Source organism: Janthinobacterium darwini, from assembly GCF_051380905.1.
Classification (GTDB): Bacteria; Pseudomonadota; Gammaproteobacteria; order Burkholderiales; family Burkholderiaceae_D; genus Janthinobacterium.
The window spans coordinates 59,166-80,234 of sequence record NZ_JBNYXX010000003.1; the positions used below are offsets into that span (position 1 = coordinate 59,166).

The 21,069-nt window shown below is 63.8% G+C and carries 18 protein-coding genes and 1 tRNA gene; 15 read left to right on the forward strand and 4 right to left on the reverse strand.

The features are described from left to right. Window positions 1–13 precede the first annotated feature (13 nt). From ACQ4WZ_RS18700 to ACQ4WZ_RS18745, 10 genes are all read left to right on the forward strand, one after another. The gene (locus tag ACQ4WZ_RS18700) at window positions 14–1,342 is read left to right on the forward strand and encodes an MFS transporter (RefSeq protein WP_436574202.1); all 1,329 of its coding nucleotides are present in this window, start codon (window positions 14–16) and stop codon (window positions 1,340–1,342) included. A gap of 4 nt (window positions 1,343–1,346) precedes the next feature. After that, on the forward strand, window positions 1,347–2,024 hold the full coding sequence (locus tag ACQ4WZ_RS18705) for a DUF2848 domain-containing protein (RefSeq protein ID WP_436574203.1): 678 nt from the start codon (window positions 1,347–1,349) through the stop codon (window positions 2,022–2,024). 4 nt (window positions 2,025–2,028) lie between these two features. Continuing rightward, window positions 2,029–3,387: an amidase gene (locus ACQ4WZ_RS18710; protein ID WP_133994090.1), complete on the forward strand. Its 1,359-nt coding sequence runs from the start codon at window positions 2,029–2,031 to the stop codon at window positions 3,385–3,387. 127 nt (window positions 3,388–3,514) lie between these two features. Next, a complete protein-coding gene (locus ACQ4WZ_RS18715) occupies window positions 3,515–4,807 on the forward strand; it encodes a paraquat-inducible protein A (protein WP_436574204.1) in 1,293 nt (430 codons plus the stop codon). Then, entirely contained in the window at window positions 4,800–6,428 is a 1,629-nt protein-coding gene (locus ACQ4WZ_RS18720) for a PqiB family protein (protein WP_436574205.1), read from the forward strand. Before ACQ4WZ_RS18715 ends, ACQ4WZ_RS18720 begins: the two co-directional genes overlap by 8 nt. Then, on the forward strand, window positions 6,425–7,030 hold the full coding sequence (locus ACQ4WZ_RS18725) for a PqiC family protein (RefSeq protein ID WP_243858444.1): 606 nt from the start codon (window positions 6,425–6,427) through the stop codon (window positions 7,028–7,030). The genes ACQ4WZ_RS18720 and ACQ4WZ_RS18725 overlap by 4 nt, the downstream gene beginning before the upstream one ends. A gap of 47 nt (window positions 7,031–7,077) precedes the next feature. Further along, window positions 7,078–7,476 (forward strand): DUF2946 domain-containing protein, encoded by a 399-nt coding sequence (locus ACQ4WZ_RS18730; RefSeq protein ID WP_436574206.1) that lies wholly within the window; start codon window positions 7,078–7,080, stop codon window positions 7,474–7,476. A gap of 77 nt (window positions 7,477–7,553) precedes the next feature. Continuing rightward, window positions 7,554–9,665, forward strand: coding sequence for a TonB-dependent receptor family protein (locus ACQ4WZ_RS18735; protein ID WP_436574207.1), 2,112 nt, complete (start codon window positions 7,554–7,556; stop codon window positions 9,663–9,665). Between the two features lie 8 nt (window positions 9,666–9,673). Next, window positions 9,674–11,020: a PepSY-associated TM helix domain-containing protein gene (locus tag ACQ4WZ_RS18740; protein ID WP_436574208.1), complete on the forward strand. Its 1,347-nt coding sequence runs from the start codon at window positions 9,674–9,676 to the stop codon at window positions 11,018–11,020. Window positions 11,021–11,077: 57 nt separating this feature from the next. Beyond that, window positions 11,078–11,464 carry a hypothetical protein gene (locus ACQ4WZ_RS18745; protein ID WP_101484020.1) on the forward strand — a complete coding sequence of 129 codons (387 nt, stop codon included), beginning with the start codon at window positions 11,078–11,080 and terminating at the stop codon, window positions 11,462–11,464. Window positions 11,465–11,474: 10 nt separating this feature from the next. Here the strand turns inward: ACQ4WZ_RS18745 and ACQ4WZ_RS18750 are convergent, their stop codons facing one another. Beyond that, window positions 11,475–12,389, reverse strand: coding sequence for a LysR family transcriptional regulator (locus ACQ4WZ_RS18750; protein ID WP_101484877.1), 915 nt, complete (start codon window positions 12,387–12,389; stop codon window positions 11,475–11,477). 102 nt (window positions 12,390–12,491) lie between these two features. Here ACQ4WZ_RS18750 and ACQ4WZ_RS18755 point away from each other — a divergent pair, with 102 nt between their 5' ends. The 5 genes from ACQ4WZ_RS18755 (at window position 12,492) to ACQ4WZ_RS18775 (ending at window position 17,162) form a co-directional block, all read left to right on the forward strand. Beyond that, complete coding sequence (locus ACQ4WZ_RS18755; protein ID WP_133994084.1) at window positions 12,492–13,601, forward strand: muconate/chloromuconate family cycloisomerase; 1,110 nt, start codon at window positions 12,492–12,494, stop codon at window positions 13,599–13,601. Window positions 13,602–13,611: 10 nt separating this feature from the next. After that, a complete protein-coding gene (gene catC, locus ACQ4WZ_RS18760; RefSeq protein WP_101484022.1) occupies window positions 13,612–13,902 on the forward strand; it encodes a muconolactone Delta-isomerase in 291 nt (96 codons plus the stop codon). A gap of 34 nt (window positions 13,903–13,936) precedes the next feature. Next, entirely contained in the window at window positions 13,937–14,857 is a 921-nt protein-coding gene (gene catA / locus ACQ4WZ_RS18765; RefSeq protein ID WP_101484023.1) for a catechol 1,2-dioxygenase, read from the forward strand. Window positions 14,858–14,867: 10 nt separating this feature from the next. After that, window positions 14,868–15,647 carry a 3-oxoadipate enol-lactonase gene (gene pcaD / locus ACQ4WZ_RS18770; protein ID WP_436574209.1) on the forward strand — a complete coding sequence of 260 codons (780 nt, stop codon included), beginning with the start codon at window positions 14,868–14,870 and terminating at the stop codon, window positions 15,645–15,647. Between the two features lie 111 nt (window positions 15,648–15,758). Further along, on the forward strand, window positions 15,759–17,162 hold the full coding sequence (locus tag ACQ4WZ_RS18775; RefSeq protein ID WP_436574210.1) for a sodium:solute symporter family protein: 1,404 nt from the start codon (window positions 15,759–15,761) through the stop codon (window positions 17,160–17,162). Between the two features lie 12 nt (window positions 17,163–17,174). Here ACQ4WZ_RS18775 and ACQ4WZ_RS18780 read toward each other — a convergent pair whose 3' ends face one another. The 3 genes from ACQ4WZ_RS18780 to ACQ4WZ_RS18790 all read right to left on the reverse strand — a co-directional run bounded on the left by ACQ4WZ_RS18780 (window position 17,175) and on the right by ACQ4WZ_RS18790 (window position 20,939). Further along, window positions 17,175–18,569 (reverse strand): GntP family permease, encoded by a 1,395-nt coding sequence (locus ACQ4WZ_RS18780; RefSeq protein ID WP_436574211.1) that lies wholly within the window; start codon window positions 18,567–18,569, stop codon window positions 17,175–17,177. Window positions 18,570–18,717: 148 nt separating this feature from the next. Further along, window positions 18,718–18,791 (reverse strand) — tRNA-Pro (locus ACQ4WZ_RS18785). A 54-nt stretch (window positions 18,792–18,845) separates the two neighbouring features. Further along, window positions 18,846–20,939, reverse strand: coding sequence for an AsmA family protein (locus ACQ4WZ_RS18790; RefSeq protein ID WP_436574212.1), 2,094 nt, complete (start codon window positions 20,937–20,939; stop codon window positions 18,846–18,848). Window positions 20,940–21,069: the final 130 nt, after the last annotated feature.

Below are 21,069 nucleotides of genomic sequence, written 5' to 3' on the forward strand. Positions count from 1 at the left end.
AGAGAGGTAGGCTATGACGACACACACCACGGCGCAGACCCATGCGCACGCCAGCACTGCGGTACCGGGCGAAAAACCCAAGACGGGCCGCCTGGCCACGGCCAGCATGGTCGGCACGACCCTGGAATGGTATGACTTCACCGTCTACAACACCATGGCCGCGCTGATCTTCAACCATCTGTTCTTCCCTTCATTCGATCCGCTGACAGGTACCATCCTGGCCTTTTCCACGTATGCGGTTGGCTATATCTCGCGTCCCATCGGTGGCGTGATCTTTGGCCACCTGGGCGACAAGCTTGGACGTCGCTGGGTGCTGGTGGTGACCCTGATGCTGATGGGCGTGACGACGGGCCTGATGGGCCTCTTGCCCACGTATGCGACGGCCGGCATCTGGAGTCCGGTCCTGCTGGTGGCGCTGCGCTTCGTTCAGGGCATCGCGCTCGGTGGCGAATGGGCGGGTGCCGTACTGATCTCCGTCGAACACGGTGCGCCGGACAAGCGGGGCCGCAACGCGTCGTGGACGCAGGTGGGGCCATCGTTCGGCACCTTGCTGGCGACCGGCTGCATCGGCCTGATTACCTATCTGCTGCCGCATGAAGCGTTCATGGACTGGGGCTGGCGCATGCCGTTCATCGCCAGCCTGCTGCTGGTGGCCTTTGGCATGTGGATACGCAGCGGCATCGAGGAAACTCCGCTGTTCAAGGAACTCGACCAGCAGGACGCCAAGGCCGAAGCGCCGATCGGCGACGTGCTGCGCATCTACTGGCGCCGTCTGCTGATCGCCGGCGGCGTGCGTATCGGCTCTGACGTGCTGTATGCGCTGGTGGTGGTGTTTACTCTGACGTATGTGACCACCGTGCTGCACCTGTCTTCGACCCTGGCTTTGAGCGTCATCATGATCGGCACTGCCTGTAATGCGCTGTCGGTGCCGCTGTTTGGCGCCCTGTCGGACAAGATTGGCCGCCGCCCCGTGTATGCGCTGGGCGCCATCCTGGGGCTGGTGTGGGCGTTTGCCTTCTTCGCCCTGCTGGATACTGCCAGCCCTGCCGCCATCGTCACAGCTGTCGTCGTGGGCCTGATCATTCACGCCATCATGTACGGCCCGCAGGCGGCCTTTGTCATCGAGCAATTCCCTACCAAGGTGCGCTATGCGGGTTCCTCGCTGGCCTATACCCTGGCCGGCGTCATAGGCGGCGGTTTCGCGCCTCTCGTTATCGCCAGCCTATACCGCTCTTATAACAGCACCATGGCCGTCTCGCTGTATGTGGCGGTGGCGCTCCTGATCACCGGCGCGGCAGTCTTTGCGGCGCGCGAAACGGGCCGCGGCCCCCTTGAGGAATAACATCATGACGACATTGAGTTTTCAACTGGCAGGCCACGGCCCCGTTACCTTCGACATCGATCAACTCATCATCGCCGGCTGGACGGGCCGCGACATGGCGATGGTCGAGCACCATATCGCCGAACTGGAAGTCATCGGCGTGGCACGCCCGAAAAGCGTGCCGACGTTTTACCGCGTGGCGGCGGCGCTGCTGTCGAACGATTCCGCCATCGAAGTGCCGGGCCTGGACTCGTCCGGCGAGGCCGAATTCGTGCTGTTTTCCACGCAATACGGCCTGCTGGTAGGGATCGGCTCCGACCATACGGACCGCAAAGTGGAAAGCTATGGCGTGACGGTGTCGAAGCAGATGTGCGGCAAGCCCGTGGGCGATACCCTGTGGCGTTATGCCGACGTGGCCGGCCACTGGGACCAGTTGCAGATGCGTTCCTGGCGCGAGCGCGCAGGCGTACCGGCCCTGTACCAGGACGGCCCCGTGACGCGCATGCTGTCGCCGGAAGACCTGATCTTGCGCTACACGGGGCAAACGACCCTGCCCGTGGGCAGTGCCATGTTCTGCGGCACGCAGCCGATCATCGGCGAGATGGGCCATGGCGACGCGTTCGCGCTGGAGCTGTATGATCCAGCCTTGCAGCGCCGCCTGCAGCACCGCTATGCCGTGCAAACCCTGCCCGTGGAAGGATAAGACAATGAGCAAGCTGAGCAAGACCATCCGCGAACTGGCGGCCGACTTGGCCGCCGGCCGCATCACCAGCGTGGAACTGACGCAGCGCATGCTGGCGCGCGCCGAGGCGCACCAGGCCCAGGGCGGCCATGCCTATGTCAGCCTCGATGGCGAACAGGCGCTGGCCGAGGCGCGCGCCAGCGATGCGGCGCGCGCGGCCGGTATCGTTGCCTCGCCCCTGGCCGGCGTGCCCATCTCGATCAAGGACCTGTTCGACGTCAAGGGGCAAGTCAGCAGCGCCGCCTCGCTGGCGCTGGCCGATGCGCCGCCCGCCGATGCGGATGCGGGCGCCGTGGCACGCCTGCGCGCGGCTGGCGCCATCCTGCTGGGCCGCACCAACATGAGTGAATTCGCGTTTTCCGGCCTGGGCTTGAATCCCCATTACGGCACGCCGCGCAACCCGCATGACCGCGCACGCGTGGCGGGCGGCTCCACCTCGGGCGGCGCCGTGACGGTGGCCTTGGCGATGGCGGCCGGCGCGCTGGGCACGGATACGGGCGGCTCGATCCGCATCCCGTCCGCTTTTTGCGGCCTGACCGGTTTCAAGCCGACGGCGGCTTCCGTATCGCTGGCTGGCACGGTACCGCTGTCGCGCTCCCTCGATTCGGCCGGCCCCATCGCCCACAGTGTCGATTGCTGCGCCATCCTGTATGCGGCCTTATCCGGCCAAAATATCTCCGATGGCGCGCCAGCCCTGAAAGGCTTGCGCTTCGGTTTTACGACTGATTACGTAGGCGCGAATGTCGAGCCGCAGGTGCGGCAGGCTTTTGAGCGCGCGCTGGAGAAGTTGCGCGCGGCCGGAGCGCAGGTGGAACAGTTCGATTTCCCGGAATTGCTGGAGCTTCCGACGATCAATGGCGGCGGTGGCCTGGTGGCGGCCGAAGCGTGGCACTGGCACAGGGTGTTGCTTGAAGAGAAGGGCGCGCAGTACGACCAGCGCGTGGCGGCGCGCATCCGCCGCGGCCAGCAGCAGGGCGCGTCTGACTACATCGATTTGCTCGATGCGCGCGCGCGCCTGATCTCCGTTGCAGAGCGGCGCCTGGCGCCATACGATGCCTGGCTGATGCCCAGCGTGGCCATCGTGGCTCCGCAGGTCGAGCCGCTGGACGCGGACGATGCCACCTTCTTCGCCACGAATGGCCTGGTGCTGCGCAATGCCAGCGTGATCAACTTCCTCGACGGCTGCGCCTTGTCCCTGCCTTGCCATGCGGACGGCGAACTGCCTGTGGGCCTGGGCATTTGTGCCCTGGCGGGCGCCGATGACAAGGTGCTGAAAATCGGTCGCGCCGTCGAGACGCTGCTGCAGGGGAGGGGAAAAGAATAGTGCTGCAGTGCAGGAAAATGCCAATTCTGTCATGATTGCTGGCATTATCATGAGATAGTCGCGCTTGCGCGCCGGCAAACTTCACACTGTGCACCGATACGACCTGATTAGCTGTCATGACTGCGGTGTGCTGTACCGCAAACGTCCGCTGCGTCCACGCGAGAAGGCGCGCTGCATCCGTTGCCGCTCGGTGCTATACCGGGGCGCCCACGCGCGGGGCGCATCGGCCGAATTGACCAAGGTGGTGGCCCTGACCCTGGGCGCCGCCCTGGTCTTCCTGATCGCGCAGTTTTTCCCCATCGTCGAACTCGACGTCAATGGCCTGACCTCCAGCGCCACCTTGCTCGGCTCCATCCGCGTGCTGTGGTCCGAGCAGATGCAGGTGGTGGCAACGATGGTCTTCCTGTTTACCATCCTCTTCCCTGCCATCGAACTGGGCTCCCTGCTGTATGTGGCGCTGGGCCTGCGTGGCGGCGTCAAAGTGCCGGGCTTTAACCGCGTGCTGCGCGCCGTGCAGACGGCGCGCGAATGGGGCATGACGGAGGTGCTGATGATCGGCATCCTGATCACCGTCGTCAAGATGACCAGCCTTGCCACCGTGCTGCCGCAACCGGGGCTATTCGCGTTTGGCGCGCTGACCCTGCTGCTGGCCATCGTCGTCTCATTTGACCCCAAGGCCCTGTGGAACCTGGGCGACGATCTGACGCGGCAAGCGCTGCCCGGCATCCGCTACAAGGCTTTCGCGCCGGGCGCGAAGGTGCTGCCCTGCCATGCCTGTGGCCTGGTGGCGCCACCGCTGGGCAAGGGCAGGCATCTGGCGTGCGTGCGTTGCGGCACTGCCCTGCATGTGCGCAAACCGGATAGCATCAACCGCACCTGGGCCCTGCTGATCGCCGCCATGATCCTCTACATTCCCGCCAACCTGCTGCCCGTGATGGTGACGTATTCCCTGTTTGGCGCACAAAACGACACCATCATGAGCGGCGTGGTGCTGTTCTGGACCAGCGGTTCGAAAGGCCTGGCCATCATCATTTTCATCGCCAGCGTGGTCGTGCCCATGCTCAAGCTGGGCGTGCTGGCGCTGCTGGCCTTCACCGCGCAGCGGCGCTCGCGCTGGCGGCCACGCCAGCGCACTATCTTGTATCGCATGGTCGAATTCATCGGCCGCTGGTCCATGCTAGATATTTTTGTCGTCACCCTGACGGTGGCGCTGGTGCGCTTCAAGTCGCTGGCCGTGATCACTGCCGGACCCGGCGCGCTGGCCTTTGGCGCCGTGGTGGTGCTGACCATGCTGGCGGCGATGCAGTTCGACCCGCGCCTGATCTGGGACCCCGTCGACGGGCAGGTGCATGGCGAGGAAGAACCCGTGGTGGTGGCAAATACCGGAAACAATACAGTGATTGGAGAACAGCATGTCTGACAAAGAAGCAGGCGACCTTGCCGAAACGGGTGGCCGTCCATTGCCTGAACCCGATGTGGAACAGGGCAGCCGCTGGCTGCCGTCGCTGGTATGGCTCATTCCGCTGCTGGCCGCGCTGATCGGCGCCGGCCTGGCAGCCAAGTCCATCCTCGACCAGGGACCCACGGTGACAGTCAGCTTCAAGAGTGCAGAAGGACTGGAGCCAGGCAAGACCAAGGTCAAGTACAAGGATGTCGATATCGGCCAGGTGCGCGCCATTACCCTGGGCGACGACTTGAGCAAGGTGCTGGTGACGATCGACATGAGCAAGGAAGCACGCCGCTTTGCTACAGACGATTCGCGCTTCTGGGTGGTACGCCCGCAGATCGGCGCCAGCGGCGTGACAGGGCTGGGCACCTTGCTGTCGGGCGCCTACATCGGCGTCGACACGGGCAAGTCGGAGCAGAAGAAGGAGAACTTCGTCGGCATGGAGAGCCCTCCCGCCGTCGCAGGTGACCAGAAGGGCAAGCTGTACACCCTGCATGCGGACAGCCTCGGCTCCGTCGATGTCGGTTCGCCCCTGTTCTTCCACCGCCTGCGCGTGGGCAAGGTGGTCAGCTTCGCTCTGGACAAGGATGGCAACGGCATCACCATGTCGGTCTTCGTGAATGCGCCGTACGACCAATTCGTCGGCAAGAATGCGCGCTGGTGGCATGCCAGCGGCGTCGACGTGCGCCTCGATTCCAACGGTTTCAAATTGAATACGCAGTCCTTGGCCGCCATGCTGGTGGGCGGCATCGCCTTCGAGGCGGAAAATGGCCGCAGGCCCCAAGAACCGGCGCCGGCCGGTACCAACTACCGTCTGGCAGCCGACGAGGCCAGCGCCATGCGCGAGCCCGATGGTGAAGCCATTACCACCGTATTCTATTTCGACCAGTCCCTGCGCGGCTTGCAGCCTGGCGCCACGGTGGACTTCCGCGGCATCGTGCTGGGTGAAGTGCGCTCGGTCGGCATCGAGTTCGATCCCGTGAAGAAGAACTTCCGCATGCCCGTCACCGTCAATCTGTATCCGGCGCGCCTGGGCATGCGCTTCAAGGCGGCCGTCGACGATGCGGAAGGCTCGGCCGGCCACCAGGTGCTCGAACGTATGGTCAGCCGCGGCTTGCGCGCCCAGCTGCGCACGGGCAACCTGCTCACCAGCCAGCTGTACATCGCGCTGGACTTCTTCCCGAAAGCGCCGAAGGTGGCGCTGGACTTGAACAGGTATCCGCTGGAAGTGCCCACCGTGCCCAATACCCTGGATGAGCTGCAGACGCAGATCGCCAGCATCGCCCGCAAGCTCGATCAGGTGCCGTACGCGGAGATCGGCAACAATTTGAACGCCACCATCAAGCAGGCCAATACCCTGTTCAAGCAGCTCGATGACCAGGTGGTGCCGGAAATGCGCGATACCCTGACGGCGGCGAAACAAACCTTCGGCACGGCCGAACAGGTGCTGCAAAAGGATTCGCCGCTGCAGTCTGACGTGCGCCAGGCCTTGCAGCAGCTAACGCAAACCCTGCAATCGCTCAATGCCCTGTCGGATTACCTGGAACGGCATCCAGAGTCGCTGATCCGCGGTAAAAAAGGAGATGAAAAATGATGAAGCCTGTCCTTGTAAGCTTCGCCGCGCTGCTGGCGACCGTCCTGCTGGGTGCCTGCTCCACGCCCCAGTCCGAGCATTTCTATACGCTCGGCGGCGGCGTCGACGCGCTGCCGGCCAAACCCGTCAAATACTATGTCGAGGTGCTGGCCGTCAGCGTGCCGCAACAGGTGAGCCGCAATCAGTTCGTCGTGACGGCGCCATCGGGGCGCATCGAATTGCTGGAGCAGCAGCGCTGGGCGGGACCGCTGGCCGGGGAGATCGGCCAAGCCCTGTCGACGGCCGTGACCAGCGACCTGGGCGCCATTGATGTGTTCCGCACGCCGCATCCCGACAACCTGCCCGTGTATCGCATCAGCACCAATGTGCAGCGCTTTGAGTCCGTGATGGGTCGGTATGCGCTGATCGATGCCGTGTGGAGCGTGCGCCAGCTGGCCAGCAACAAGGTGGTCACTTGCCGCACGGTCGCCAATGAAAAGGTGGGTGAAGGCTACGATGAACTGGTGCTGGGTCACCGCCGTGCAGTCGGCCGCATCGCCACGGATGCGGCGGGCGTGGTGCGTGCTTTTGACAACGGCAACGCTGCCTGCCCGGCCGCGTGAGCCGCTTTCCGCTACCCAGTCCCGGCGGCCGCTGCTAAAATACGGCCATGGGAATGACCTTGTTCACGCGCCGCTTTGCCGCCTGGATCGCCTGCTTTGCGATCCTGCTGGCGGCGCTCGCGCCATCGATTTCCCAGGCTGTCGCCAACGCCAAGCAGGAATCCGGCTCCGGCTGGGCGGAAATCTGCTCAGTTGCCGGCATCCGTTTCGTCCAGGTCGACGATGATGGCGCCGCCGATGGCAAGTCCGGCGGCAAGGTCATGCAGATGGAGCATTGCGCCTTTTGTTCCACGCATGCGGGTTCCGTGGGCTTGCCGCCCAGTCCCGTGCTGCCGCTGCCCGTCGCCAGCGGCACGGCCATTTTTCCGGCCCTGTACTACCAGTCGCCGTCCCCGCTGTTCATCTGGTGTACCGCGCAATCGCGCGCGCCGCCCGCCCTCATTTAAGTCTTTGCATTTTTAGTGCTTGCCCTGCGCGCCTTCCAGTGCGACGGGCAGCATCCGCACACTTAAACGAGAATCACATGAACAAGAAATTATTGGTGCTGGCCATGGCCATCACCTTGGCCTACCCCTGCGCGCAGGCGCAATCCGATCACGCCATCGACACCGTCGTCGTTTCCGGCTCACGCGCGCAATCGTGGCTGTCCGAGACGCCGCAGGCCATCGGCGTCGTCAACGCCGCTGTCCTGGAACGCGACAAGCCCAAGACCATGGGCGATATCCTCAACCGCATCGCCGGCGTGTACTGGAATGACCTGGGCAACGAGCAGCACAGCATGAGCATCCGCCAGCCCATAGGCACGAATGCCGTCTACCAGTACCTGGAAGACGGCATTCCCATCCGCCCGTTGGGCGTCTTCAATCACAACTCGCTCAACGAGATGAACATGGCGGGGGCCAGCGGCGTGGAAGTGGTGAAGGGGGCCGCCTCTTCGCTGTATGGCAGCAATGCCGTCGGCGGCGCCATCAATTTCCTGACGGCTGGCGCCAGCGCCACGCCGACGGCCAAGGTGAGCGTGCGGCGCGACAATGTGGGCGGCTACACCCGCTACGACACCTCCGCCAGCGATACCTGGGGTCCGCTGGGACTGCGCTTTTCCCATTACAGTTCGCGCCGTTCGCGCGACAACTGGCAAGAGTACAGCTATGGCGACAAGGATTCGTTTTCGCTGCGCGCCGACTATGCGCTCAGCCCCACCTCGCAGCTGCGCGCCACCATCGTCCACACCGACCTTGATGCGGCCATGACGGGCAGCCTGTTTGAAGACGACTACCGCAATGCCCCGGGCAAGAGCCTGAACACTTTCACTTACCGCAAGGACAAGACCACGCGCATGAATCTGGCGTGGGAGGGCGAGACGACGGCCCATGGCACGAGCACCGTCACCGTGTTTACGCGCAAGAATGACCATGGGCAGATTCCCGCGTATTCCATAGGCAGTTGCGCGGGCATGCTGTGCAAGGGTGTCATCAACAACAACCATGTCGATTCGCTGGGGCTGGACTTGAAACATCAGCAGGAATTCACGTGGCTGCGTTCGCGCCTGGTCGCCGGCGTATACGTGGACAAGAGCGATAATCCATTTGTCAGCGACAATCTGTCCATCGTGCGCGATACCGCCACGGGCCGCTATCTGCGCTATACGCTGGCCAATGCCAGCAATCCGCAGGGCGTGCGCGACTATCAGACGGACATCCTGAACACGGCCCTCTTCGCGCAGTGGGAGTTTTCTCCGCTGGCGGGCACGCGCGTGGTGCTGGGTGGACGCTCGGATGCCATCCGCTACGATTACCACAACAAGCTGGCGCCGGGCGGCAGCGTCAATTACGGCGCGCCCGACGAGTCGCGCAGCTTTTCGCACCTCAGCCCGAAGCTGGGCGCTACCTACGCCATCGGCCAGGCGGGCAGCGCGTATGCGAACGTCAGCCAGGGCTTTACCCCGCCCGAGGTCAGTCAGCTGTATGGCAAGACGGGCATCGCCGACCTGCAGCCGTCGGTCTACAACAACTATGAACTGGGCTTGCGCTGGGCCTTCCTGCAGGGCCGCTTGAAACTCGACACGGCGCTGTACCGGCTCGACGGGCGCGACACCATCGTCAGCTATACACTCTCGCCGGGCAATAGCGAAAACCGCAATGCGGGCCGTACGCGCAGCGAAGGCCTGGAGCTGGGCCTGAACTACGACAGCGGTCCCTTCGACGTGCGCTTCGCCACGGCCATTTCGCGCCACCGCTACCTGCGCTACCAGGTATCCGCCAGCCTCGATTACAGCGGGCGGACCATGCCGCAGGCGCCGCGCGACATCACCTCGTTCGAGATCGGCTACAAGCCCGTGGCCGGAGCCAGGGTGGCGCTCGAAGCCGTGCACCAGGGCCGCTACTGGATGAACAATGCCAACACGGTGGAGTACAAGGGCCACGCGCTGCTGAACCTTCGTGCCAGCTACCAGCTTGCGCGCGGGCTGGAAGCGTGGGCGCAGGTACGCAACCTGGCCGATAAACGCTATGCCGATTCGGCCAGCAGCAGTTATGCGGGCACGGGCAGTTACGTGGCCAATACGCAGAACCAGTACACGCCCGGTGCGCCGCGCAGCGTGATGCTGGGCCTGGGCTATACCTTCAATGCACTGTGAGGATGGCCATGGACGACGCAAAATTTCTTATCGCTCGGCGTAAAAGCCTGTACTGGCGCATCCACTTCTGGGCTGCGCTGATCGCCTCGCCGTTTGCGCTGCTGGCCACCCTGACGGGCATCCTGTATGTGTTCACGCCGCAGATCGAGGCAAGGCTATACCAGCAACTTGACCATGTGGCGCCGCAAGCGTCCATGCTGCCGCTGGACGCCGCCGTGGCGGCAGCGGAAAAGGCGGCGCCGCGTGGCTGGACAGTGCAGCACGTGGTGCCCCCTTTTCAACAGGACGACGCGGTGCAGGTGGCGTTTGCGCCGCCCGGTGGCGCGCAGGATGAACATGCGGGCCATGGCGGCCATGCCGCGCCGGTCAAGCCGAAGTTCGGCCTGCCCGCGCAAGCCATCGTCGTATATGTGAATCCGTATGATGCGCGCGTGCTGGGCAGCCTGGCCAGCAGTGAACGCTTCGGCAACTGGGCCAAGAAACTGCATTCTCGCCTGCTGCAAAACGATGGCTGGCGCTGGATGATCGAGCTGGCGGCCAGCTGGCTGATGGTGATGCTGGTGACGGGTGTGGTGCTGTGGTGGCCAAGCGGCGCGCAATCGGGCTTGCCCAAGCGGGGCGCGCGGGGCCGCAATGGCTGGCGCCAGTGGCATGCTTTTCTCGGCGTGGCGCTGGGCATCGTCAGCGTCGTCATCCTGACGACCGGGCTGACATGGAGCCAGCAGGCGGGCGGGCGCATCCGCGTGCTGCGCGACATCAGCGGCCAGGCGCCGCCGCCCGTGCCGCGCGGTCTTCATTCAAGCGAAGATGCGGCCGGTGGTCCGCTCGACTGGCAGGGCGCCTGGCAAGTGGCGCGCAGCCATGCGCCCGCCATTGCCGTGCAGCTGACGGCACCGGCCAGCCAGGACGATGTGTGGCGCGCCACCATGGCCGACCGTAGCCAGCCCACCTTGCGCTTCGACCTGCAATTCGATGCCTATAGCGGCAAGCCGCTGTATTACGCAGGCTGGGATGCGCAGACGGCGTTCGGCAAGGCCACCGCCATCGGCATCCCGTTTCACCGGGGTGAATTCGGCTGGTGGAACCAGGCGCTGTTGCTCCTGTTTGGCGCCAGCGTGCTGTTCTCGCTGGTATCGGGCTGGGTGATGTTCTTCAAGCGTCGCCTGCCAGGCTCGCTGGGCTTGCCGAAGCTGCTGCCGGGCGCCTGGACCTCGCCCTCCGCGCTGGCCTGGCTGGCGGCGGCCGCCATGTGTGCGCTGATGCCATTGCTGCTCATTTCCGCGTGCATGCTGATGCTGCTGGAACTGCTCCTGGCAAAATGCGGTGCGCGTATCGGCAGGATGCGATTGCGCTAGAATAAGGGGCGCGGCCAGGCTCGTTGCCAAGGGCCGCCCCCTTGTACTGGTTGACGCATGTTATTCATCGACTTTCCCGCCTTGTCCGCACTGGCCGCCGCTTCGGCAGGTGTCACTCAAAAATGCAGCTGCTGCACGGTGCCGCTGGACGCCTGGCAGCGCCTTCCCACCTCGCTGGAGCTCGACCGTTTCGAGGAGGTCGGCACCCTGCGCGAAGACCCGTACGAGGAACCCACCTTCGCTGAATACCATCCCGATGGCACGCGCTACGATAGCGTCGACGCGCCCATCGCGCCGCGCTACTATCCCGCGAACCTGAGCCAGGTGGCCCGCTGCCTGAATTGCGGCCGCCACTACCTGCGCTACAACGAGGCGGGCGGCTATTTTACGGAGCTGCGCATCCGCGCGCTGCGCCCGGAATTGCTGGCCGACGTGCCGCTATAAGCGGTGAGGGCTACAGGCTTTCCTTGACGTGCGCGATGCCGTGTTCATCGTAGATGGAATACACGGCGGCGAGGATGTTTTCCAGTTCCGGCGAGCGGTCCATATGCCGCATGCTGAACAGGATGGGCGAGAACGCATGCTTGTCTTCCAGCTTGCGGTACACCACGTTCCTGTGATGCATGGCCTGCACGCTTTCCGGCACGATGGAAATGCCCTGGCCGGCTGCCACCAATCCCATGGAAATCTGCAGTTCGCGCACTTCCGTGACGGGGCCGGGCGTGACATTGCCCACACTGAACATGGTCAGCACCTGGTCGGCAAAGCTGGGGCGGGGCGCTTTCGGATACACGAGCAGGGTTTCATGGACCAGGTCAGTCAGGCGCAATCCGCCTTCTCCCTGGGCCAGCCGGTGCCCGGGCGGCAGGGCCACCACCAGCCGCTCTTCGCGCAGCAGGATGCGGCGGATGCTGGGGTCCTCGCTTTTCAATCGTCCGAAACCTACGTCGATGCGGCCTTCCTTCAGTGCCTTGAGCTGCTCCACCGTGGTCATTTCGTGCAGGGTCACGTCCACTTCTGGATGGCGCTCGCAATAGCGGTGCACGATATCGGGCAATTCCCCATACAGGGTCGAGGCAACAAAACCGATCGACAGGGTGCGTTCCAGCTTGCCCACGCGCTGCGTCATCGCCTTCAGGTCGCGCACCTGGTCGAGCAGCGGGCGCGCATGGGCGAGGAAAAACTCGCCCGCTTCCGTCAGCCGCAAGGGCCGCGAGCCTTTTTCGATCAGCTCCACGCCCAGGGTTTCTTCCAGTTGCTGCATCTGCCGGCTGAGCGGCGGCTGCGCGATATGCAGGCGCGCGGCGGCCCGCGTGAAGTTCCTTTCCTCTGCCACCGCCACGAAGTAGCGCAAGTGCCGTAATTCCATCTTCATACCTTTCAGGTATAGGTTTGATACCAACTCGGTGTTGGACGTGGGGACATTCGGGGCATATCGTGTCACCACTCCACAGAATTATACGGAATAAATATGATTCAAAATATCGAGACCTACCTGGTCGATGTGCCAACCATTCGTCCGCACCGGATGTCCGTCGCCATCATGAACACCCAGACCTTGGTGCTGGTGCGGCTGCGCTGCGCCGACGGCATCACCGGCTGGGGCGAAGCGACTACCATCGGCGGCTTGAGCTATGGCGGCGAAAGCCCGGAAAGCATCAAGACGAATATCGATACCTATATTGCGCCCCTGCTGGTCGGCATGGAAGCGAGCGAAGTCGCCAAGGCCATGGCCAAGGTGCGCAAGGTCATCCAGGGCAACCGTTTCGCCAAGTGCGCGATCGAGACGGCGCTGCTGGACGCACAGGCGCGCCGCCTGGGTGTGCCGATGTCGGAATTGCTGGGCGGCCGGGTGCGCGATGCGCTGCCCGTGGCCTGGGTGCTGGCCAGCGGCGATACCGTGCGCGATATCGCCGAAGCGGAAAAAATGCTGGACTTGCGCCGCCACCGCATCTTCAAGCTGAAGATTGGCCTGCGCGACGTGATGGATGACGTGGCCCACGTACTGGAGATCAAGCGTGCGCTGGGCGAACGTGCCAGCGTGCGCGTCGATGTCAATCAGGCCTGGAGCGAGACGGACGCCGTGCGCGGCATCGCCGCGCTGGAAGCGGGCGGCATTGACCTGATCGAGCAGCCCGTCAAAGCGGGCAACCGCGCCGCGCTGGCGCGCCTGACGCAGCGCTTCGACGTGGCCATCATGGCGGACGAAGCCTTGCATGGTCCCGCCGACGCGCTGGCGCTGGCCCAGGCCGATGCGGCCGACGTGTATGCGGTGAAAATCACCCAGTCGGGCGGCTTGCTGCCCGCGCTGGAAGTGGCCACCGTGGCGCGCCTGGCTGGTGTCGGCCTGTATGGCGGCACCATGCTCGAAGGCGGCATCGGCACGGCCGCCACGGCCCACGTCTGCTCCACGTTCGCCGAACTGGCCTGGGGCACGGAACTGTTCGGGCCCCTGCTGCTGACGCAGGAAGTCTTGCGCGAACCGCTCGTGTACCGCGACTTCATGCTGCAAGTGCCGACTGGCCCGGGCCTGGGCGTCGAGATCGATATGGACAAGCTGCATGCCTTGCAGCGCCAATAGAGGAGAAAGCATGTTATTCCATGTACGCATGAACGTGAACCTGCCGTTGACGATGCCGGCCGAGCAGGCGGCGCAGCTAAAGCAGACGGAAAAGGAATTGGCGCAGCGCCTGCAGCAGGAGGGCAAATGGCGCCACTTGTGGCGCATCGCCGGGCAGTACGCCAACGTCAGCGTCTTTGACGTCGACAGCGTGGACGAGCTGCATCATTTACTGACCTCGCTCCCCCTGTTCCCCTACATGCAGATTGACGTGATGCCGCTGTGCCGCCATCCCTCGTCGGTCCGCGACGACGATTCCTGAACCGTACGCAGTACCTTCATCAAGGAGACATCTCATGCAACATTCCGACATTGATACCCTCGTCAAGAAGTGGATCGTGGAAGCGGCCGACCGGCCGGCCAACCCGCGCGTGCAGCAAGTGGTGCTGCGCCTTCTGGGCGACTTGTGCAAGGCCATCGATGACCTGGACCTGACGCCCAGCGAAGTATGGAGCGGCGTGTCCTATCTGTCGGCCGCCGGCGCGTCGAGTGAACTGGGCCTGCTGGCTGCTGGCTTGGGCCTCGAACACTTCCTCGACCTGCGGGCCGACGAAGCCGAAGCGAAAGCAGGCCTGGCCGGCGCCACGCCACGCACCATCGAAGGGCCGCTGTACGTGGCCGGGGCGCCGCGCAGCACGGGCTTTGCCCGGCTGGACGATGGCAGCGAGAGCGCGCACGCCGAAGTGCTCTTCATGCAGGGCACCGTGTTTGACGCCGACGGCAAGCCCGCTCCCGGCGCACTGGTCGAGGTCTGGCATGCTAACTTGCTGGGCAATTACTCCTTCTTCGATCACACGCAATCGCCGTTCAACCTGCGCCGCAGCATCCTCGCGGACCAGGATGGGCGCTACCAGTTCCGCAGCATTCTGCCGGTCGGTTACGGTTGCCCGCCCGAGGGCACCACGCAGCAGCTGCTCGATCTGCTGGGCCGGCACGGCCAGCGTCCTGCGCACATCCATTTCTTCATCAGTGCGGCGGGCCACCGCAAGCTGACGACGCAAATCAATATCGATGGCGACCATTACCTGTGGGACGACTTCGCCTTTGCCACGCGTGCAGGCCTGGTGCCACCCATCACGCGCATCGAGGACCCGGCGCAACTGGCGGCCCTGCAGCTGGAGCAGCCATTTTCCTCGATCGATTTTGATTTCCACCTGAGCCGAGACAGTGCGGCGCTGCCATCGGCCGAGGTTGAACGGCCACGTGCCGCGGCCTGAGGGAGACGCCATGTCCGAGTTTTTTACATCCGACGGTAGCGTCCTGCATTACCGCACCGATGGCGACCGCGCCCGGCCCTGCCTGATCCTGTCGAACTCCCTCGGCACGGACCTGTCCATGTGGCAGGCGCAGGTGACCGCGCTGGCTGGCGACTTCTTTGTCGTGCGCTATGACACGCGCTGCCATGGCCAGTCCACCGGCGCCGCGCCGTTCGGCATCGACCGGCTGGGGCTGGACGTGGTGGCGCTGCTCGAGCACCTCGATATCGCCCGTGCGGCCTTCTGCGGCATTTCCATGGGCGGCTTGACGGGGCAGTGGCTGGGCATCCACGAGCCGCAGCGCCTGACGCAACTCGTGCTGGCGAATACGGCGGCGCGCATCGGTTCTGCTGACGCCTGGCTAGCGCGCGCGGAGCAAGTCCGGCGCGATGGCATGGCTGCGGTAGCCGATGGCGCCCCCGCACGCTGGTTCACGCCGCAGTTTCTCCAGCGCGAGCCGGACACGGTGGCGCGCATGATCGCCACTTTGCGCGGCCAGGATGCAGGCGGCTATGCGGCCTGCTGCGAGGCGCTGGCGCAAGCCGACTTGCGCGCCTCCGTTGGCACGATCACGGTGCCGACCCTGGTGATCGCCGGCGAGCACGATCCCGTGACGACGCTGGACGATGCGCGCTGGCTGCAGCAGCAGGTGGCAGGCAGCCGCCTGGCGAGCGTGCCCGCGTCGCATATCTCGAGTGTCGAGGCGGCGCAGGCTTTCACGGCGCAGCTGCGCGGCTTTTTAGTGCCGTAGGCAGGCCAGAATTTCGCTTTGCCCCTGAGCACCGCCACCGGCTGGTCCGGCATGCGGCAGGGGGAGCTTTTTTGAAAAATAATAAGAAAAAAGCAGACTTGGAGTAGACGAATGGAAAACAGATTAATCATCATCGCGGCGGTCACGGTGGGCTATTTCGCCCTCATGTCGTACATTACCTACAGCGTGCGCAAGCACGCCAACAGCGCAGAGGGCATGACGGCGGGCGGGCGCAACTATCCCGCCTACCTGATCGGCGCGCTGCTGCTGTCCGAATTCATCGGCAGTTCCGTCAGCATCGGCACGGCGCAAAAAGGCTATGAGCTGGGCATTTCCGCCGCCTGGAACCTGGTGGCGCTGTCGCTGGGCTTCTTGCTGCTGGCCATCGTGCTGGTGAAAAAATACAAGGAAAGCGGGCAGTCGACGATTTCCGGCATCCTGGCGCAAACGTATGGCGAACCCGTGCGCTATGCCGCATCGATACTCACCATCGTCGCGCTGGGTATCGTTGCCGTCGCCCTGTATGCGAGCGGCGGCGCCGTGCTGGCGGCCGTGCTGCATATCAATAAAACGGTCGCCATATTGCTGGTGGGCGCCATCACCGTGATCTATGTCAGCCTGGGCGGCATGCGCTCGGTGGTGTACACCAATTTCGCCCACTCCATCGTCAAATACCTGGGCGTGATCCTGGCGCTGGCGTATGCGCTGGAAGCGAGCGGCGGCATCGGCGCGTTGCAGGCGCAACTGCCGGCCAAGATGTTCAACTGGGTCGAGATCGGCTGGGGCCAGATCATCGCCTGGATGATAGGCGGCATCGGCTCCATCTTCGCCACGCAGTACGTGATCCAGGCCCTGGTCAGCACGGACAACCCGGCCGTGGCCAAGCGCGCCTGCTATTACGTGTCCTCGCTGATGATACCGTTTGGCCTGATGGCGGCCCTGATCGGCATGTGCAGCGCCGTGCTGTATCCGGGCATGAAGTCGATCGACGCCTTCCCGACATTGATTGCCCACATGCCGGCGTTTTCCGCCAGCATCATGATCGTGGGCCTGGCCGGCGCCCTGTTCGGCGGTATTTCCGCCACCACCCTGGCATCTGCCACCCTGGCCATGAAGGATTTTTATGATCCCTGGTACAACAAGGCCAAGAACGACGCGAAATCGCTGATGTTCCTGCGCATTGCCATCATCGTGGCCGGCTTGCTGCCGCTGGTGCTGGCGCTGTATGCGGAAAAACTGCTGATGATCGCCTTCCTGGGCAAGGCCCTGCGCGCCACCCTGGCCGTGCTGGTGCTGATGGCCTTCTATGCGCCTAAATTCGGCACGCCGCGCGGCGCCTTCGTTGGCGTGATCGTCTCGGTGATCGCCACCATAGGCTGGTTCCTCGCGGGCAATCCGTATGGCGTGGATAGTTCCTACCTGGCGCTGGCTGGCCCGCTGCTGACCATGGGCATCAGCCATTTGTTCAAGCCGGCGCAAACTTTGGCGAAGCCGGCATCGTCGCCGCGGCTGTAGCTTGCCCAACCCTCAGACCAGCCCCGTCATGTAATAGATGGCAATGACGAGGAATACGGCCACCGTCTTGATGACGGTGATGCCGAAAATGTCGCGGTAGGACTGGCGGTGCGTGAGGCCCGTGACGGCCAGCAGGGTGATCACGGCGCCATTGTGCGGCAAGGTATCCATGCCGCCGCTGGCCATCGCTACCACGCGGTGCATGACTTCGAGCGGAATGTGCGCCTGCTGCGCGGCCTGGATAAAACTGTCCGACATGGCGGCCAGCGCGATGCTCATGCCGCCCGAGGCCGAACCGGTAATGCCGGCCAGCGTCGTCACGGAAACGGCCGCGTTGACGAGGGGATCGGGCACGCTGCGCAAGGTGTTGCTGACGGCAAGAAAACCGGGCAGTGCCGCGATGACGCCGCCAAAGCCATACTCGGACGCCGTATTCATGGCGGCGAGCAGCGCGCCGCCCACGGCCGCCTTGGTGCCTTCTGCAAAGGCGGCGCGGATGCGCCCGAAGGCCGTCACGCACACGAGCAAGATGCCCAGCAATAAGGCACCTTCCACGGCCCAGATGCCGGTGACGGAGGCTATCGACGTCGACACGGGCGCGTGCAAGCCTGGCAGGGCGTCGGCGGTGAGGACGTAACTGGCGCCATACCAGTGCGGGATCAGCCGGGTCAGCGCGTAATTGGCCACGCCGACGAGCAGCAGCGGCGCCACCGACAGGAGCGGATGGGGCAGGTCGCCACCGCCGGTCTTGGCCTGTTCAGCCTCGGCGCCGTAGCCTTCGCCCGTCGCCATGACGGAACGGCGGCGCCACTCCAGGAAGGCCAGACCCATCATCACCGTCAGCACGGAACCTATCGTGCCCAGCCACGGCGCGGCCCAGCCTGTCGTGTTGAAGAAGGTGGTGGGGATGATGTTCTGGATTTGCGGCGTGCCAGGTAAAGTGTCCATGGTGAAGGAAAACGCGCCCAGGGCGATGGCACCCGGCATCAGCCGCTTGGGGATATTGCTCTGGCGGTACAGTTCGGCCGCGAACGGATAGACGGCAAACACCACCACGAACAGCGATACGCCGCCATAAGTCAGCGCAGCGCACACGGCAACGATGACGGCATTCGCGCGGGAACTGCCGATATAGCGAATGGCGGCCACGACGATCGACTGGGAAAAACCTGACAGTTCAATCAGCTTGCCAAACACGGCGCCCAGCAGAAAGACGGGGAAATACAGCTTGATGAAGCCCACCATCTTTTCCATGAAGATACCGCTGAAGACGGCCGGTACGGCAGACGGATCGGTGAGCAGCACGGCACCCAGTGCTGCGACAGGTGCAAACAGGATCACGCTGTAGCCGCGGTAGGCTGCCAGCATGAGGAAGGCCAGTGCGGCCAGAACTATCAGGAAAGACATCGGTCAGGCCCTTGCACGATGGAAGTGTTTAATTAATCAATTATTCAATTAATATCATACTTCTCGGCAACACGCCAACGCGTGGGTCAAGGATTGCGCGTTGTAGGCAGGTGTGCAGGCATAGGCAAGGAATGTGGGGGCAGGCTAGTCGGGGTGAGAGGATTCGAACCTCCGGCCTCTGCGTCCCGAACGCAGCGCTCTACCAGGCTGAGCCACACCCCGCTTTTCTTTATTACAGCAGATGTCGGGGCGGGTTTCAAGCGACTGCATCAAGGCCTATTTCTTTTCCTGCTGGGCTTTTCTGATGTCCGCTTCGCTGACTTTTTTTGCCGGTGCATTTGTCGCCGGCGAAGTGGGGTTTTTCCGCGTGGCGTTGGCTTGCGCCATGACGGCGGCGCAGTCCGTGTCGGGGGCTTTGTCGACGTTGACCAACGGCAGCAGGGCGGCCAGCGGGGTGACGATGGTGGCCAGGGCCACGGCGGCGCCGGCCTTCAGGGCGAGCGGGCCTTTTTGCGGGCCTACGTCCGGGTTCTTGAACGTGCCTTTCGCGTACAGCGGCGTGCGCAGGGTGATGATGCGGGCGCCCTTGGTGCGCGGGCGCACGTCGAGGTCCAGGGTTTCGTGGGCCAGGTTGACGTTGCCCGTGACATTCACCACGGCCGTGTCCGTATCCAGCACGAAGCGTCGCACATCGGCCTGGCCATTCGTGACGGCGAAATCGCTGGCCAGGCAGTTCAGGTGCACCTGCTTGTCGCCGAAGATTTTCACGAAGACGGCATTGGCCAGGTTCAGGCCAGCCAGTTCCAGCATGAATTGGCTGACGGAGCCTTCGCTGACGGTGGCTGCCAGTTCCCCATTCGCGCTGGCCAGCATGGCCGAGACGGAATTGCCGTGGCCCGTGAGGGCCGCGTCGCCATACACTTCGCCGAAACTCGCTTGCATTGATTGCAGCTTCGGAAACAGTTCGCGAATTTTGAGGTGGCGCGCCGTCACCTTGGCTTGCGCGGCGATGGTCTTTTGACGGCCGTCGAGGGTGATATTCGAGGTGATGTCGCCACCGGCCATGCCGAAATTGAGCGGCGTCAAACTCAGCACCTTGTCTTTCATGTGGATATTGGCGACGACGTCGTTGAATGGAATGTCATGCGTACGCACCAGTTTCTTGCCGGTAAATTTTACGTCGGCGTCGAGCGCATTCCATTTGGCCGTGTTGAACTGCTCCACGGGCAAGGCTTTATTGTCCGGTTGCACGGGTGCCTTGCCGCGCGCCTGTTTCTGCGCATTGCTGTCGGCGCCGATGGTGGGACCCAGGTCTTCCAGGCGCAACTGCTGCGACATCACTTCGCCGCGCAGCAAGGGGCGGGGCTGGCGCGGCAAATACTGCAGGGTGCCCGCCAGGTCGCTCTGGCCCACCTTGCCCTTGAAGTTCTGATATGTCCAGTTCCAGGTGGCGCCGTCCTTCTTGCCCAGCAATCGGCCCTTGGTGGCATAGTCCGGCGTTTCCGGCAGCAGCACGCCCGTCAGCGGATACAGGTCGGCCATGCTGGCGCCGGCCAGGCTCAGCTGCAAATCGATGCCGGACAGCGAGCGCGGGTCCGTCAGGCTGCCATCGATGCTGGCCTTGTTCTTGCCCAGCACGGCGTGCGCCTGCACGGGATAGACCGTATTGTTGTCGGTCAGGGACAGCACGGCGCCCGCCTTCCCGCCGCCCGTCACTGGCGCCTTGCGGTAGCTGCCGCCCAAGGTGAAGGCGATGCCGTATTTTTCCACGGGCGCGCTGCCTGGCGCGTCACCCGGCGTGGCATCGGGCGCCGTCGAGCTGACCTTGGCGCGCACGTCAAGGGCGATGCCATCGTCCAGGTAACGGATGACGCCGTCGCCAAAGGCCATGCGCTGGATTTCCACCTCCCATGGCGATGGGCCGTTATCCTTCAAGGTCCAGCTATTGCTGCCATCGGCGCGCCGTTGCAGGGCAATGTTTGGCGCGTCGAGCGCCAGGTTCGTCAGCACCACCTTGTGCTGCAACAGGGCCAGCGGATGAATGCTCACGTCGATGCGTTTCGCGCTGGCCAGTTGCGGGCCGGCCGTGGCCCAATCCGGGTTGCTCATGCGCACGTCCTGCGCGCTGATGACAGGGCGGGGCACATAGCGGCGCCAGCCCGGCTCCGTCTTCAGGCCCTGCCGCCATTGCACCTGCAGATCGCCGCCGATGACGAATTCGCGGCCCGTGCTTTCCGACACCTTCTGGTTGATATAGGGGCGGGCGCGATTCCAGTCGAAAGTCAGCACGAAGATGACGACGATGGCGATGAGGGCCAGCAGGGCGGCCAGGCTCCAGCCTAGGATTTTGAGCGGGGTTGAGCGTGTCATGGTGAGCCAATCGCAATGATTTTTTCATCAAGGTAGACCGATAGGCCATCACGGTCGGTGCGCTGGGTTACGTAAGGTACATAGGTAAGGCATGTCGCTTGAAATGATTCCATAATTCGAGTATTATTGA